The 13,399-nt window shown below is 71.6% G+C and carries 18 protein-coding genes; all 18 read right to left on the bottom strand.

All coding sequences use genetic code 11. From position 1 onward, the window contains the following. Window positions 1–270: 270 nt before the first annotated feature. Complete coding sequence (locus tag ACIBJF_RS06795) at window positions 271–1,311, bottom strand: SpaA isopeptide-forming pilin-related protein (protein WP_399172623.1); 1,041 nt, start codon at window positions 1,309–1,311, stop codon at window positions 271–273. A 53-nt stretch (window positions 1,312–1,364) separates the two neighbouring features. Further along, window positions 1,365–1,850: a hypothetical protein gene (locus tag ACIBJF_RS06790; RefSeq protein WP_399172622.1), complete on the bottom strand. Its 486-nt coding sequence runs from the start codon at window positions 1,848–1,850 to the stop codon at window positions 1,365–1,367. 30 nt (window positions 1,851–1,880) lie between these two features. Beyond that, window positions 1,881–2,750 (bottom strand): DUF317 domain-containing protein, encoded by an 870-nt coding sequence (locus ACIBJF_RS06785; RefSeq protein WP_399172621.1) that lies wholly within the window; start codon window positions 2,748–2,750, stop codon window positions 1,881–1,883. A gap of 30 nt (window positions 2,751–2,780) precedes the next feature. Beyond that, window positions 2,781–3,401: an HAD family hydrolase gene (locus tag ACIBJF_RS06780; protein WP_399172620.1), complete on the bottom strand. Its 621-nt coding sequence runs from the start codon at window positions 3,399–3,401 to the stop codon at window positions 2,781–2,783. After that, window positions 3,398–4,543: an MFS transporter gene (locus tag ACIBJF_RS06775; protein WP_399172619.1), complete on the bottom strand. Its 1,146-nt coding sequence runs from the start codon at window positions 4,541–4,543 to the stop codon at window positions 3,398–3,400. The genes ACIBJF_RS06780 and ACIBJF_RS06775 overlap by 4 nt, the downstream gene beginning before the upstream one ends. Further along, window positions 4,540–5,766, bottom strand: coding sequence for an ATP-grasp domain-containing protein (locus ACIBJF_RS06770; RefSeq protein ID WP_399172754.1), 1,227 nt, complete (start codon window positions 5,764–5,766; stop codon window positions 4,540–4,542). Before ACIBJF_RS06770 ends, ACIBJF_RS06775 begins: the two co-directional genes overlap by 4 nt. Before the next feature lie 213 nt (window positions 5,767–5,979). Beyond that, window positions 5,980–6,282: a hypothetical protein gene (locus tag ACIBJF_RS06765; RefSeq protein ID WP_040896681.1), complete on the bottom strand. Its 303-nt coding sequence runs from the start codon at window positions 6,280–6,282 to the stop codon at window positions 5,980–5,982. Window positions 6,283–6,314: 32 nt separating this feature from the next. Next, window positions 6,315–7,550 (bottom strand): MFS transporter, encoded by a 1,236-nt coding sequence (locus ACIBJF_RS06760; protein ID WP_399172618.1) that lies wholly within the window; start codon window positions 7,548–7,550, stop codon window positions 6,315–6,317. Next, window positions 7,547–8,050: a regulator gene (locus ACIBJF_RS06755; RefSeq protein WP_399172617.1), complete on the bottom strand. Its 504-nt coding sequence runs from the start codon at window positions 8,048–8,050 to the stop codon at window positions 7,547–7,549. The genes ACIBJF_RS06760 and ACIBJF_RS06755 overlap by 4 nt, the downstream gene beginning before the upstream one ends. Then, window positions 8,047–8,889 (bottom strand): winged helix-turn-helix transcriptional regulator, encoded by an 843-nt coding sequence (locus tag ACIBJF_RS06750; protein WP_006143148.1) that lies wholly within the window; start codon window positions 8,887–8,889, stop codon window positions 8,047–8,049. Before ACIBJF_RS06750 ends, ACIBJF_RS06755 begins: the two co-directional genes overlap by 4 nt. Before the next feature lie 42 nt (window positions 8,890–8,931). Further along, a complete protein-coding gene (locus tag ACIBJF_RS06745; protein ID WP_399172616.1) occupies window positions 8,932–9,345 on the bottom strand; it encodes a hypothetical protein in 414 nt (137 codons plus the stop codon). 10 nt (window positions 9,346–9,355) lie between these two features. After that, window positions 9,356–9,799 (bottom strand): hypothetical protein, encoded by a 444-nt coding sequence (locus ACIBJF_RS06740; RefSeq protein ID WP_399172615.1) that lies wholly within the window; start codon window positions 9,797–9,799, stop codon window positions 9,356–9,358. Then, on the bottom strand, window positions 9,796–10,278 hold the full coding sequence (locus tag ACIBJF_RS06735) for a hypothetical protein (protein ID WP_061915850.1): 483 nt from the start codon (window positions 10,276–10,278) through the stop codon (window positions 9,796–9,798). Before ACIBJF_RS06735 ends, ACIBJF_RS06740 begins: the two co-directional genes overlap by 4 nt. A 95-nt stretch (window positions 10,279–10,373) precedes the next feature. After that, window positions 10,374–10,700 (bottom strand): SH3 domain-containing protein, encoded by a 327-nt coding sequence (locus ACIBJF_RS06730; protein WP_399172614.1) that lies wholly within the window; start codon window positions 10,698–10,700, stop codon window positions 10,374–10,376. A 147-nt stretch (window positions 10,701–10,847) separates the two neighbouring features. Then, window positions 10,848–11,588 (bottom strand): hypothetical protein, encoded by a 741-nt coding sequence (locus ACIBJF_RS06725; RefSeq protein WP_399172613.1) that lies wholly within the window; start codon window positions 11,586–11,588, stop codon window positions 10,848–10,850. Between the two features lie 16 nt (window positions 11,589–11,604). Beyond that, entirely contained in the window at window positions 11,605–12,303 is a 699-nt protein-coding gene (locus ACIBJF_RS06720) for a hypothetical protein (RefSeq protein WP_399172612.1), read from the bottom strand. A gap of 18 nt (window positions 12,304–12,321) precedes the next feature. Beyond that, window positions 12,322–12,807: a hypothetical protein gene (locus ACIBJF_RS06715; RefSeq protein ID WP_061915839.1), complete on the bottom strand. Its 486-nt coding sequence runs from the start codon at window positions 12,805–12,807 to the stop codon at window positions 12,322–12,324. Then, window positions 12,804–13,346 carry a DUF4913 domain-containing protein gene (locus ACIBJF_RS06710; protein WP_399172753.1) on the bottom strand — a complete coding sequence of 181 codons (543 nt, stop codon included), beginning with the start codon at window positions 13,344–13,346 and terminating at the stop codon, window positions 12,804–12,806. The genes ACIBJF_RS06715 and ACIBJF_RS06710 overlap by 4 nt, the downstream gene beginning before the upstream one ends. Window positions 13,347–13,399 lie beyond the last annotated feature (53 nt).

The following is a 13,399-nucleotide window of genomic DNA, read 5'->3' as shown; positions in this document are numbered from 1 at the left end:
CACTGAATTTCTGTCAGATCCCAACCAGGCCCGGCAAGTTCTTTTGCCAACCGATCCCGGTCGGCGCAGGTCAGCGGGACTCCCACCCCATGGTCACCGACTTCAGACTGCCGAGCACCGTCTGCCATGAACAGCCAGATCAGGCCCAGGCGCAGATAGCGGCGGGGGACCCACTGGTGTGAGATGTGTGATCAGCTGTTCGGCGTCGAAGACAACAGCAGGCCCCCGGATGCACTTCCCCGGGGGCCTGCTGACGGTGGTGATCTTTGGCTAGTTGGTCTGGCTGTTGTTGTCGGGCTCGGACTCGGCAGCCGTACGACGGCGCACAGCGACCACGGTGACGGCGCCGGCGATGACGAGGAGCCCCGCGCCTGCGGCGATCCAAGGCGCAGCGTCGGCACCGGTGTGGGCGAGGGAGCCTGCCGGGGTCGGTGGCGAGGAGTCGCCGACCGGGACTGCGGCTGCGGTGGACGAGAAGTCAGCATCCGGGGTGCCGGTGCCCGGCGTGGAGGGCTTGGCCCCGCCGGTCCCATTGCCCGGCGTGTCCGCAGGGGTGGAGGTGCCGGTGGGCTTGTGCGTCGGTTTGTCCGAGAGGTGGGGCTTCGGGCTGGTGGCGGTCTTGGTGTTGGTGACGGTCACAGTCACAGGGGCGCCGGGGCCCGCTGTGAACGTCTTGGACGGCTTGTAGAGGTCGTATCCGGCGGGTGCCTTGACCTGCTTGACCCAGAACTCCGTGTTCCGGCTGGACACCGGCAGTTCCCCGGAGGCCGTGCCCTTGTCCCCGGTCGTCAGGGTGAGCAGCGTTGAGGTGCCGGTGCCGATGTTCACCGTTGCGCCGGGTAGGAGTGTGCCGGTCTTGTCGTCCTTGGCCTGCAGGAGCACCTTGGCGACCTTGAACGAGTCCGTGATCGTCAGCCGCGTGGTCGCGCCGGGAGTGACGATGACGTCCTGGTCGGCGACAACCTCGTGGAGCGGGCTTCCGGAGGCCGTCTCCTTGAGCCGGTAGACGCCCGGCGCGAGGTCGGGGAAGGTCAGCTTCCCCTGCGCGTCGGTTGTCCCGCGCCCGGCCTCCTGGCCGGCTGAGTCGAGCAGCAGGAACGCTGCGCCGGGGAGCACATCTCCGGCCGCGTCCCTGGTGGTGATCTCAACGCTGCCCGCGTCCGGGGCCGGTGTGTCGGCAGCGGCGGCCGAGGCGGAGGGGCTCGGATCGGAGGGTTGGGCGTTCGCGGCCGACGCCCAGGTGAGGGTGCCGGTCACCGCGGCGGCGACGGCGGCGGATCGGACGGCGCCACGGATGAAACGAGCGTGCACGAGAAAGGGGACTCCTTGATCAGTTGGTGGAAGGTCGGTCACCGCACGGGGATTCAGCGGGTGCGGGCCCCGCTGCGGGTGGCCGAAGGGACGGTCGCCCGGTGCGCGGAACGGCCGGCAGCGCGGCTGGGCGTGGACGCGGCCCAGGCGCCGGGGAACCAGACGGCGGTGTACTGCTCGATGGCGTCGCGCAGCCCGGTGGTGACGGCTCCCTCCCACGGTGGCCGGCCGGGGTGGCGGTAGGTGCTGAACGTGCCGTACTGCTTGGTGTTCGGCCGGGTGTTGTTGGCTTCGTCGCGGCGGTGGAAGGTGCCGTGATCGAGGAAGCTGAGGGCGACCGCGTCGATTTCACCGCGGTCCGGGTGGATGACCGCCACGCGAAGACCGCCGTAGGTGTCCGCGTGGATGGTGGCGGTGAAGTCGATTCGCAGCCGCAGCGGTGCGCCCGGGACCGGAGCGGCGAAGTAGGTGGCGCCTACGACGGCGTAGTCGAAGGGAAGGCACAGCTGGGCGAAGAACTCGGCGGCGTGCAGGGACAAGAGGAATCTCCGGTCGGGGACGGGCCGGCTTCATCGGCGCGGGCCGGGCAGGGCCTGCCGGCTGGTGGTGCTCCAGCGCGGGACGCTGGCCGCAGGGAGCGCTGCCGGACGGCGGGATGCGGCAGCCCGCTGCACGTCAAGCGGGGTTGGGGCCGGCGGCTGTGGCGGGATGATGGGGGTGAGCTGGGCCATGCCCTCGATGTAGCTGAGGGTGTCCTGACGCCACCGGGGCAGCGGGGTCGGATCGGCGACGCACCGGGTGACTGCGGTGAGCAGGGCGACGGGGGTGTCGGTGCTGGCCGTCGCGTACCAGACGGGCCGGTCGATGGACTTGCCCGCCCACAGCTGCCAGCGGGCGTCACGGGTAGTCAGCTCGGCTTCCCGATCGAGGTCCCCGGTGGTGAACTCCAGACCGGCGAGGCCGTCCGGGGCCTGGACGGCGAACACGCCCCAGCGGGGACGGTCGATCTCCCATCCCTGCTGCAGGAGAGGCACGACGGCGAAGAAGGGATCGTGCTCGTCGATCCCGGTGACCGGCCTGGCGAGGAAGGCGTCCGGCCCCTGCTCGTAGGCGGTGGCGAGCGCGGTGGTGAACGCCTGGACGAACTCGGTGGGGACGCGGTCGTTGAAACACACGCCCCATGTCGGCGATCCGAATGGATCCTTGTAGGCGTTGATGCGCCAGAGTCCGTCGTCCTCGCCTTCGGGCAGGTAGCCAAGGCGCACGCGCCGGTCGGGGGCATTGACGTACACGTTGCCGAGGTCGTCGTGCTGGATGTCCCAGCCATGGTCGAGGAGCGGGGCGAGGGCCAGGTCGCCGGTACTGGTACTGCTGGCGAGATGGCGCGGTGAGACGAAGACGTCTCCGTCGAGCGCGTGAAGGTCGTCGTGGAGGGACACGGGTTCCTGAGTGGCGACGGGGCGGATGGGTCAATCAGCGGGCAGCAAAGCTGCTCGGAGGGCGTCGGTGGAGCCGGTGTAGTGCAGCCTGCGCAGGCCCAACCGGGCGGCGGCCTGGCAGTTGTCGGGGCGGTCGTCCACGAACAGCACGCGTCGTGGATCGCTCACCCCGGTGGCCTGCAGCGCCTGCTGGTAGGTGGCCGGGTCGGGCTTGCACAGCTGCAGGCGGGCGGAGTAGAGCGCCTGGGTCATCATGCGGCGCCAGTCGTGGGTGTCGAGCACGGTACTGAGGTGGGCGGGTGCGTTGGACAACAGCACCATCGGCAGTCCAGTGGCATGGGCGCGGCGTAGGACGGACACGACGCTGGCGTCGATCGCGGTCCACATGTCGGTTTCTGCGGCGAGGAGTTCGCGCAGCAGGCGGGGGCCGGGGTGGGCGCCGAGGACGCGGGCCCAGTACGCCAGGTCGCTGAGCTGGCCGGCGTCGTAGAGGTCGCGGGCGTTCCAGAAGGCACGCTGGAACCCTGCGAGATCGGCTTCGGGCCAGGAAGCGGTACGGGCCAGCCGTAGCCACTGGGCGCGGGTGGGCTGCAGGCCGAGGACGCCGTTGTAGTCAAGGATGACGGCGTCGGGGCCGGTGGGGCGGGTCAAGGGGCGGTGTTCTCCAGGGCTCGGCGGGTGAGGGCGGCGAGAGCGGCTGCGAGGAGTGCGGGCAGCAGCAGGGCCGTGGGCAAGGTGGTGGCGCTGGCGAGGGCGCCGATGACGGCGGGGCCAGCGAGGAGGCCGAGGTAGCCGGTGACGGAGACCGTGGCGACGGCCCTCGGGCCGTGTCTGCCGGCGGCGGTGATCAGGGAGGGGACGGTGCTGGACAGGCCGAGCCCGAAGACCGCCCAGCCGGCCAGCGCCGCAAGCACGCTGCCGACCAGGACGCCGGTGGTCAGTCCGCCGGCGGCGAGCGCAGCGCCGGTGCGGACCACGGCAGGAGCGCCGAAGCGGGTCGTGAGCCAGTCGCCGGTGAGCCGGCCGATCGCCATGCCCATGCTGTAGAGGGCAAACGCTGTCGCGCTGAGGGCGGTTGTGGCGTGCAGCGTGTGCAGGTGTACTGCGGCCCAGTCGGCCGCCGCCCCCTCCCCCAGCAGGCTCGCAGCCGCCAGCGCACCCAACAGCCACACACCTCCCGCCCGGCCCTGACCGGCCCCCTGGGGCTCCGGCGGCTTGGGCTGGTCGGCGCCGCTCAGCGCGAGGGTGCGCGGCCCGGCCACGAGCACGGTCGCGGTCAGCGCGAGGCCGGTGGCCATAAACACGGCGCTGTGGGCTGTGCGCGCAGTGGCAGCGGCCAGGGCGGCACCGCCCAGGGCACCGATCGAGTACGCGGCGTGCAGGGAGGACATGACCGGCCGGCTGGCGGCGTTCTGGCAGCGAACCGCCGCGGTATTGGCGGCGACGTCCAGGACACCGTGCGCGGCACCGAAGGTGACAGCCGCCGCGAGTAGCGAGGTCAGCGTCCGGCACTGCCCCAGCACGGCGAGAGCCGCTCCCAGTGCGACAGCTCCGCCAATCAGGAGCAGGGGAAGTCGGTCGGGCCGGGCGAGTCGGCCGCCGGCCTGCAGTCCGGCAACCATGCCGACAGCGGCGGCGAGCAGGACGAGCGACAGGCCGGCGGTGGTGAGGTGAGCGGCGTGCTGGACGGCCGGCATCCGGGCGCCCCAGACCGCCATCACCACGCCCAGGCCGAGGAAGTAGCTGGTCAGCAGGACACGGCTGCGGCGCACGGAAGCGTCGGCGCGGGTCATGCGGGGCGGCCACCCGCAGCAGGCTCGTCGGCCGTGTGCGGCACCAGGGCGACCTGCAGATGGCGCACAGCCTGCTTGGCGCGGGCCTGTGCGAGGTCCGCGGTGGGCGCGGTGGTGATCAGGTAGCCGATACGGGCGGTGAACATGTTGCCGCCGTCGGCCGGGAGGAGCAGCTGGTCGCCGACCTGGTGCTGGAAGTGCACGCGTTCCAACCAGCGCGGGCTGACGCCGTCGAATCCGAGGCGGAGCAAGGTGCCGGAGGTGTCAGGGTAGAGCAGCTGCATCGCGGCGGCCGAGGACCGGGTCGGGGTGAGGTCGGGGGCACGGCCGCAGGCGATGTCGGCGGCGGTGCGCGGCAGGTCGATGCCGGTGGCGAGCTGGACGAGATGGCCGATCATGTCACCGGCGATCCGGCCGTTGACCTCGACCAGCCGCGGCCGGCCGTCGACCAGCCGCATCTCGACATGGGAGACGCCGTCGGTGATTCCCAGGGCGTGGATCGCGGCGCGTGCCGCCGGTGCGACCACGTCGAGCAGTGGGTCGGCGGCGTCGACCGAGTGGGCCAGTTCCTCGAAATACGGCGGGGCGCTGACCGTCTTGCGGGTGACGGCCACCACGGTGGTCTCACCGCCGTTGGTGACACACTCGGCCGACACCTCGGGTCCGTCGAGATACTCCTCCACCAGCACGCTGGTGGACTCGAGTCCCAGCCCGGCCGCCTGGTCGGCGAACGCGAAGGCGGCGGTGAGCTGTTCGGGGGTGTCGGCGCGGATCACCCCGATGCTGGCCGCGTGCGCGGCGGGCTTCAGCACGACCGGGTAGCCGATCCGCTCGGCCGCCACCTGGGCCTCGGCACGCGTGCGCACGCTCACCGAGGCTGCCGACGGAACCCCGTGCTGGGCGAACAACGTACGGGAGGTGGCTTTGTTGCGGCATGCCTGCATGGCTTCCGGGGCAGTGGTGGGCAGGCCGAGCTGGCGGGCGAGGCGGGCGACCGGGACGAGGTACCACTCGGTCCACGTGAACACGCCGGCAAGGTCGTAGCGGTCGGCCAGGTCCCGGCCGGCGGCGGACAGCGCCGCCTGGTCGGTCGGATCGGACACGACCACGCAGTCCCGCAGGTACGGCGTCTCCCACGAGGGCTCTTCGCCGGTGATCAGGACGACGTCGTAGACGGCGGCCACGGACTGAAGGCAGTACCCGCGGTACGCCTCGGCCTCCATGTCGGATGCGGCGACGACCAGGACGACAGGACGGTCGGGCAAGAACAGGCTCCTCAGAATCTAAAGAGGGGGCAGGGATATGTGGACGGCGGCCCTCGGCGGCGCAGGGCCGCTGAGTGTCCGGCGAGCAGCCGCCGCGAGCGGGGCCGGCGGAGCAGAGCGGCGAAGTCGGTGCCGGCCGAGGATGCTTAGGCGGGAGGAAACCGGGAGCTGTCAGTCGGCACGACGGCGGCGCAACTCGAACGCCGCAGCCCAGTGCGGGTTTTCGCTGATCAGCCGACGGGCGTAGAGGGCGGTGAAGTTGTTGTTCAGCCCGGCGACCCCGTACGGGAGTTGGCGGCGCAGGTCCTCGAAGAGGTCCTTCACGCCGACGCGTGTGGCGCCGGAGGCCAGACGGCGGGCGGCCATGCGTTCCAGGGCCCGGTAGACGTTCGGGTTGTGGGCGTCGAAGGCGTGGAACTGCTCGGTGATGGTGCGACCGGTCGCGCGGTGCGATCCGAGGGCGGCGATAGACATGAAGTTCTCCACAGGCTGAGGACGCAGCAGGGTCAGGTGCGCAGGACGGGATCGGTGCGAAGGCGGGCGAAGGAGCAGAACAGGCCGATGGCCTGCAGGGCGGCGCATGCGGTGATGACGTGTCCCAGTGCGTCGGGCGGGGCGAGCGCGGTGAGTACGCCGGCGACGGGGAAGGGCAGCAGGAGGATGAGGATGGTCGCCGACAGGGTGCTGCCGAACTTCTCCGGAGGGATCAGGCGGGAGCGCAGGGTGCGCAGGACGACCGTCATGCCTCCTTCGCCCGCCATGAGGACCGCGACTAGGACGAGGTAGGACCGGTAGTCGGGGGCCTGGGCGGCGGCGAGACAGCCGAGTGAGGCGAGGGCGGCGCAGGCGGCGCCGACCGGCCACAGACCGAGGCGGTCGATCGCAAACCGGCAGAATGTGACGCTGAGGAGCGTCGCTGCGGCAGCGGCGGACCAGACGAGGCCGACGGCGGTGGTGGACTGCCCGAAGTGCTTGACGACGATCACGGGGCCGGCCGCTTGGAGAAGGCCGGTGGCCAGGTTGGACAGGGTCAGCCCGGTCACGAGCCAGCCGAGCGCGGGCAGCGAGCGGATGGTGCGCCACCCGGTGAGCAGTCCGGCGCCGGACTGCCCCTTCGGCGCGCGGGCCGGTGCCACGGGCGAGGGCGGGGTGCGCAGGGCGAGCATGGCAGCCAGCAGCGAGAGCACGCTGATCATTGCGAGCATCGGCGGCGGCCCGGCGAGCAGGAGCACTGCGGCGAACGCCGGCCCGGCCATGGTTGCGGTCTGGTCGATGCCAAGTAGGACGGCCTGGACACGGTGGGCCCGCCGTCCTGCTCGCCGTCCGGCGGCGGCGCCCGCGGTCTCGGCCGCGATATAGCTGAACTCGGTGAGCACGCCGGTCGTCGCCGCAAGCACCATCACGCTCGCGCCCGCCACGGTGCCGGACGGGTGGAGGTGGAGCAGGACCGCGCCAGCGGCGAAGGCCAGCGCCCTCCCCAGGGAGGCAAGGTGGAAGACCACCGAGGCACCGCGCCGGTCAACGACCGAGCCGGCCCACCCGAACGCAGCCAGCCGCGGAATCCACTCCAGGGCGAAGGCGGCGCCCGTCAGCGCAGCGGATCGCGTCGTGGCTAGGACAAGCAGCGGGATGCCGTAGGTGGACATCGCGAACGCCAACGCGTCCGCCGTGCGCGGCAGGTAGATGCTGCGCATCAGCCCGCCGGTGTGGCGTGCGTGCCGCGGTGTGACCGTTGCGCTCACGCGACCGGCTCAGGCTCGGGCACCCTGGCCACCTTGGGATTGTCGGCCAGCCACTGGATCAGGAGGGTGCGGGGACGGGCCAGCCCCGCCTCGGCACCGTCGCCGGTCAGCGGAGAGAGAGCGTCGGCGCGCTCGGTGGAGAGCGACGGTGCCAACAGGTCGAGGACGTGCCGGATACGGCGGCTGAACTCGCAGACGGGGGCCGGGACGGCGTGACGCCGGGCCCAGCGAGCCATCGCGTCGTACAGGTCGGCCAACTCCGCTCCTGCCTCGGTAAGTTCGAGACCGGAGCCGGGTGCGATCCGGACGAGGCCGTGGGCGCGGGCCGTGTCGGAGGCGCTTCGCAGTTGGTGCGTGGAGAGGTCGTGCAGGGTGCCGGCCAGCCGTCGCGGCGGTATGGCGCCGTTGTCGTCGATCTCGGTGACCAGGCGGATCAAGGAGCGCGAGGCGAGAAGTTCGACGGCGTGGCGTACTTCGGCAGGGGTGAAGGGGGTGCTCATCGGCGCGGGCCTCCCGCCGGGATGGCTGCCTTCGGGCGGGCGGTCGTAGCGTGCGAGAAGAGATCGCGGTGGTGCCACGCCGGAGAGGATGCGGTCGTGCGAGCGGGTGGGAGCGCCGCGGGGGTCGGCCGTGGCTGGCTGCTGAGCCACGGCCTCGGCGCGGGCTTCGCCTGCGGGTGTCCCCAGACCGGGTGTTGGGCCGCCTGGTCGAGGCTCTGCCCGGCGGACCAGGCGGACAGGGCGCCGAGCACGGGGCCAAGGCCGTCGCCGGCTGCGGACAGCCGGTAGGGCTGGCCGATGCCGTCGGTGTCGACCAGGCCGTCGGCGACGAGCTGCCGCAGCGGCGGATAAATGTTGGTCCAGTCGCTGCTGGGCATCACGATCCGGGCCAGAGCCCGGCCGCTGACCTCCTGTCGGGACTTGAGCACCCACAGGATGGCGGCGGCGTGGCGCCGGGTGAGCAGGGTGAGGCCGTCCTCGATCTGCTCGATCGCGGGCAGCGGACCGTCCGCCTTCTCCAGGTGTTCCTCGGCCCAGGTGACGATCACCGGCAGGACCGGCAGCAGGGCCGCGCCACGTTCGGTGTGGCGGTAGCTCACGTGCCGTGCGGTGTGTTCGGTGCGTTCGACGAGTCCGGCGTCGCACAGAGACTTGAGCTTGGGGTGGAGCTGGCCGTTCTGCAGCCAGGACACCTTGGCCGCCAGCTCGCTGTAGCGCAGCGGCGGGCCGGAGAGGGCCAGGAGGATCCTCACGTTCCAGCGTGGGGTGATCATGGCGAGGGCCTCGGTGACCCGGGCGATGTCGGCGTCGGTGTCAGGGGGCAGAGCGGTGATGGCCAAGGGAGGAACTCCTGGGTGAAGGAAAGAGAGAGATCGCCTGGGTCAGCGGCTGTGTGCCGGGCTCGGCACCGGTAGAGGCGGAGCTGGAACGGACGGCGAGGGAGCCGGAGGGGTAGGCGTCGAAGCCGGGACGCGGGCCAGGCTCTGCAGGACGGCGGCGACCGACTTGGCCTGGACGTCGCGGACGGCGACGGCTTCGGCGAGCCGGCGTGCACCGTCGAGGAGGTGGGAGACCTCGTGCGGGTCGATCTGCCGCTCGGGGTGGATGAGCCGGGCGAGGTGGTCGCGGTGGACGTCGATGCTGCGCTCGGCGAGGGCGAGGTCGTCGTGCATGCCGAGCAAGGCGGAGAGCATGCCGGGCGGCTGGTCCTGGGCGTGGGCTTCGAGGTCGGCGAGCGGCGCGCCGTACAAGTCCTCGATCCGTCCGGCTATGTCGGTGGACGTGAGGTGGGGCAAGCGTGGGCTTTCACGGTCGGCGGGCCCGGGCCGCCCCGGCACGCTGCGGTGCCGGGGCAGCAGACGGGGGCAGGGTTGCGGTGGCCCTGAGCTGAGCCGTTCGTACGGGCCGAGCCTGCTGGGCAGGCGGGGGCATGGTGCGCAGCAGTCCGCCGAGGGCGGCGCGGTAGCCGTCGCGGGCCTCCAGTGCGGCTTCCAGCCACTGCGCGTCGAAGCGGAGCTTGTCCGCCGACAGTTCGCCCATGTCGCGGTCCGGGTCCATGTCGGCGTGGACGCGGTCGCGGACGCGGGCGACCTGCTCCTCGGTGAGCGCCAGGAACGAACGCAGCTCCAGGGCACGGGCGAGCGCGGGCGAGACACCTGGGCTGGCAGCCGTCTCGTACAGCTCGGGTAGCGGGTTGCCGAAGACCTTCTGCAGGTCGGCGTCCATGGTGCTGGCCTTGTCCCGGCTCATCGGGCGGTCCTTGCCGGCCGCCACGCCGATGCCGGTGCGGCTGTGCCGGCGGGCCGGTGGGGAGCGCTGGTCTGCACCGCCGGGCCGGTTCGGGGCCGGAGGCGGGCGAGGCGCTGGGCGGCGAGGTCCTTCTTCCCCGGGGCGTCCGGGTCGAGGAGCCAGCGCACGACCATGGCTCGGCCGTCGCGGGCGGTGACGGCCGCGTTCACCCGGTGGGCGAGGCCCATCGTCGGATCGTCGATCTCGCTGGGCTGGGTTTGCAGCGCAGCGAGGAGGTCGTCCTCCGCACGCTCCAGCACGGACTGGGCCTCGACGAGAAGGCCATGCCACTTGACGACGTCGGTGGCATCGGGATTCGCGGTCGGCGCGGCGGCGACCGCGGCCTTCAACTGGTCCATGCCCATGTCGAAGCGCGCTTCGATCCGTTCGGTGAGCACGCCCACGACATCCTCAGACTCATCGGATATGCCATCGGGCAAAGGGAAATCTCCTGTTCTGGAAAGGCCGATCCCTGGGGTGGGAGGGGCTGCCGTACCCGGTGGCTGAGCCGCTTACGGGCACCTGCTGGGCTCTGTCAGTCCAGGCACATTCGGACGTCGCGGTAGACGTACGTTCCGGAGACCCAGCCCTGTACCCCGGTGGTCTTGTCCGTGATGTAGAGCCAGTTGCCGCTCTTCTTGTGCACGGTGAACTTGTGGCTCTTGTAGAGCACGCCGAGCGCGGTGGACTTCGTGGTGGCCTTGGACCGGATGGTCACGGCCTTGGTGTGTACCTCGTACGGCAGCGGCGGCTGGGACGAGCAGCTGCTCGCGGGGGTCGCGCTGGCGGTGGTGGCGGACAGCACAGGCAGAGCGAGTGCGCCGAGCATGGCTGCGGATATGGCAATTCGGGTGGAGCGCATGCGGAAGAAACCTCCGGGAAGGCATAGGGATTGCGGGGAAGGTGCCGCGGGTGTTGTCCCGCCGGCTGTATAAGAGTCCGGATATTCGCCGGTTTGGCTAACCGGCGATCGTCGGCTATGTTGCGCCGCCCTGGTCGGCTTTGACGCTCAGCGTGAGCGGCCGGGCGGGCGCGGGGCAGGAGCCTTCGGCAAGCCGGCCGGGCGGCTAACTGCGGCTGCTGGGCGGACCGGCGGAAGAGGGCCGGCCTCGCCCGCGAGGCGGTCGTCGCACCACTGCAGTGCCTCGCCGAGCGTGTCGAAGCCGCCCTCGCGCAGGGTGTGCGTCCACGTCTCGGTGTCCACCTCTTCGACCACGACGCGGAACGGCGAGGGAGCTCGCTCGTCCAGGGCACGCAGGGCCACGACGATGACCATGTCGTCCGGGTCGTCGCTGGTGTAGGAGTAGCCCATGGCGTAGTGGTCGCCGTCGCCGGCGAGGCGCAACTCCAGCGCGCGCGTGGCCTCGTCCGCTGGCGGCGGGCCCAGTGGGGCGAGGGCGATGGCATCGGACGGACAGCCACGGTGGATGAGCCAGGACTGCGCCATCGCGGGCAGCGGCAGAGGGGCATGCTCGAAGCTGAACGTCCGCTTCTCGCGGTCCCGTTGCAGATGCACGGCGAGCACCTGCGGCATGCCGGGGTGCCCCCAGGTGGTGGTGCGGTCGAACAGGACGTAGTAGCTGTGCGGGCCGTCGTGGTGTTCGGCGAGGGGAACGAGCATGTCCTCGTGGACGGCGACCTTGCGGTAGAAGTCGAGGTATTTCTCCTCGTCGGCGTCGAGGTCGTCCAGGTCGAAGTCGACTTCGGGGAGGGACTTCCGGTCCGGCGCCGGGTCGGTGGGAGACAACAAGGGCCTTTCGGTGAAGTCAGCGCCGCTGCGCCGGGGTGGGCCGCGATGCGCCGGGGCGAGCCGGGACCTTCGGCGCCTGCACCGTGGGAGCCCGGCGGGCGGCGAACAGCGCGGCCCGTCCGGCGTCAGTGAGCGCGACCGGCTGGCCTGCGTGCACGTGGTGGCCGGTGTCCCGGACGACCAGGCCGGCGTCCTCCAACTGCTGCAGCTTGGCGTGGGGGATGCGGGTACCGGAGGCGGCTGTGACGGACATCCGGCCGGTCAGCAGGTGTTCGTAGAGCTTGGCGCCGCCGGCGATGGCGAGCAGCGCCGCCTGGTCATCCGTCGAGAGCTGCCGTGCGTCGGGCGCGGAAGCCGCCGCTGCGGCTTCGATGGGCTCCAGGGCGGCGAGCACCGCCCGGGCGGCGGCGTCCCGCGCGGCGGCGGCCTCTTCCAGCTGGTCCACGGTGCGGTCGATGCGCGTGAACAGGGCGCTGTCGACGTCGAACTCGCCGCTGGACAGGCGGTTGAGGAGCCGGAGGTAGAAGGTGACGCTGGTCTGGGCCTTGGCCAGTTCACGGTGCCGGTCGACCAGGTGGGCGTGCTGCTCGTCGAGGACGCCGCGGTCGCGGTAGGCCCACAGGGTGTCGATGTCGTGCCCGGTGACGGCTTGGAGGCGGTGCTCGAGCGGGGAGACCGCGCGCCGACCTGGTGTCGGCGCGGGTGGAGGGGGCATAGGCGGACCTCGGTGCGTTCAGCGGGTGTGATGGTGCGCGGGGTTTGGGGCGGGACGGGGCAGCCCCGGCAGTGCGGTGGGCGGCGGACCGGGCCGGGGCACGGGAGCGCGGGTGGTCAGCTGCGGGGAACGCGAGCGTGCCGCGTGGGTGCGGGCGCTCAGCGGCCGGCGGGTCATCCCCAGGCGGCGGCCGACCTCGTCGTAGACGTCGTTGCCTGCTCGCGGCCGGATGGCGACGACGTGGATCTCCTTGGGATGCGCGGACTCCGCGGGTGCCGGGCGGACGCCGTAGACGACGCGCCAGTCCTTGCGCGAGTCCACGAACAGCTTCCGGAATCCCTCCAGGTCACCGTCGAGACGCAGGCCGAAGCGCTGCGCGTTCACGACTTCCTGCAGGTAGGCGAGGGTGAGGTCGCGGATGTCGCTGGGGGCCTGGAGGAGATCGGTCAGCGCGCGGGGGTCGAAACTGAGTCCGAAGGCGGGCTGTCCCGCTCCCGCGGTCATGACGTCGGCTCGTCCGGTTCGGCGGCTTGTGTCGTGTTCGCCGTCTCCGTGCGCACGGACGGCGGCGGACCGGGCAGAAGGCGGTGCGCGGGCCGGTCGGGCGAGGTCATGCAGGCCGACAGCGGCCCACCCGGCGCGCGGATCGCCGCGACGGTGTGGGTGAGGAAGTCCCGGTGCCACACGAACAGGCCGGACAGCCCGGCTTCGGGATCCTTGTGCTGCTGGTAGGCGAGCCACAGGGCGTGGAGCCAGGCCACGACGTCGTCGTGCTCCTGCCACTGCAGGCACCAGGGTGCCGCGGTGGTGACCTCCGCCCCGTACACCGGGAGGAAGAAGTCATCCACCCAGTCGGACAGGGCGTCGAGTTCGTCCTCGCGTTCTTCTCCGTCGAGTTCCAGGATCGGGCGGGGCTCCGGTGGAGCGGCGGGAGGCGGCCCGCCGAGTCCTGGCATGCCGAAGGCGGCGAACGGTGATCCGCTGGGCGGCGGGGCGGACGCGAGGTGGTCGAGCTGCTGAGCCTGGTGCGCCGACTGCTCCATGAGCCGCCGCACGCTCGCCTCGATTCCCTCCAGCTGTCGATCCGGAATACGAA

The sequence above is a fragment of the Streptomyces sp. NPDC050743 genome (assembly GCF_044456925.1).
In the GTDB taxonomy this organism is placed as follows: Bacteria; Actinomycetota; Actinomycetes; order Streptomycetales; family Streptomycetaceae; genus Streptomyces.
The sequence above is the reverse complement of the archived record's forward strand: the minus strand, read 5'-3'. Positions and strand labels throughout refer to the sequence as shown.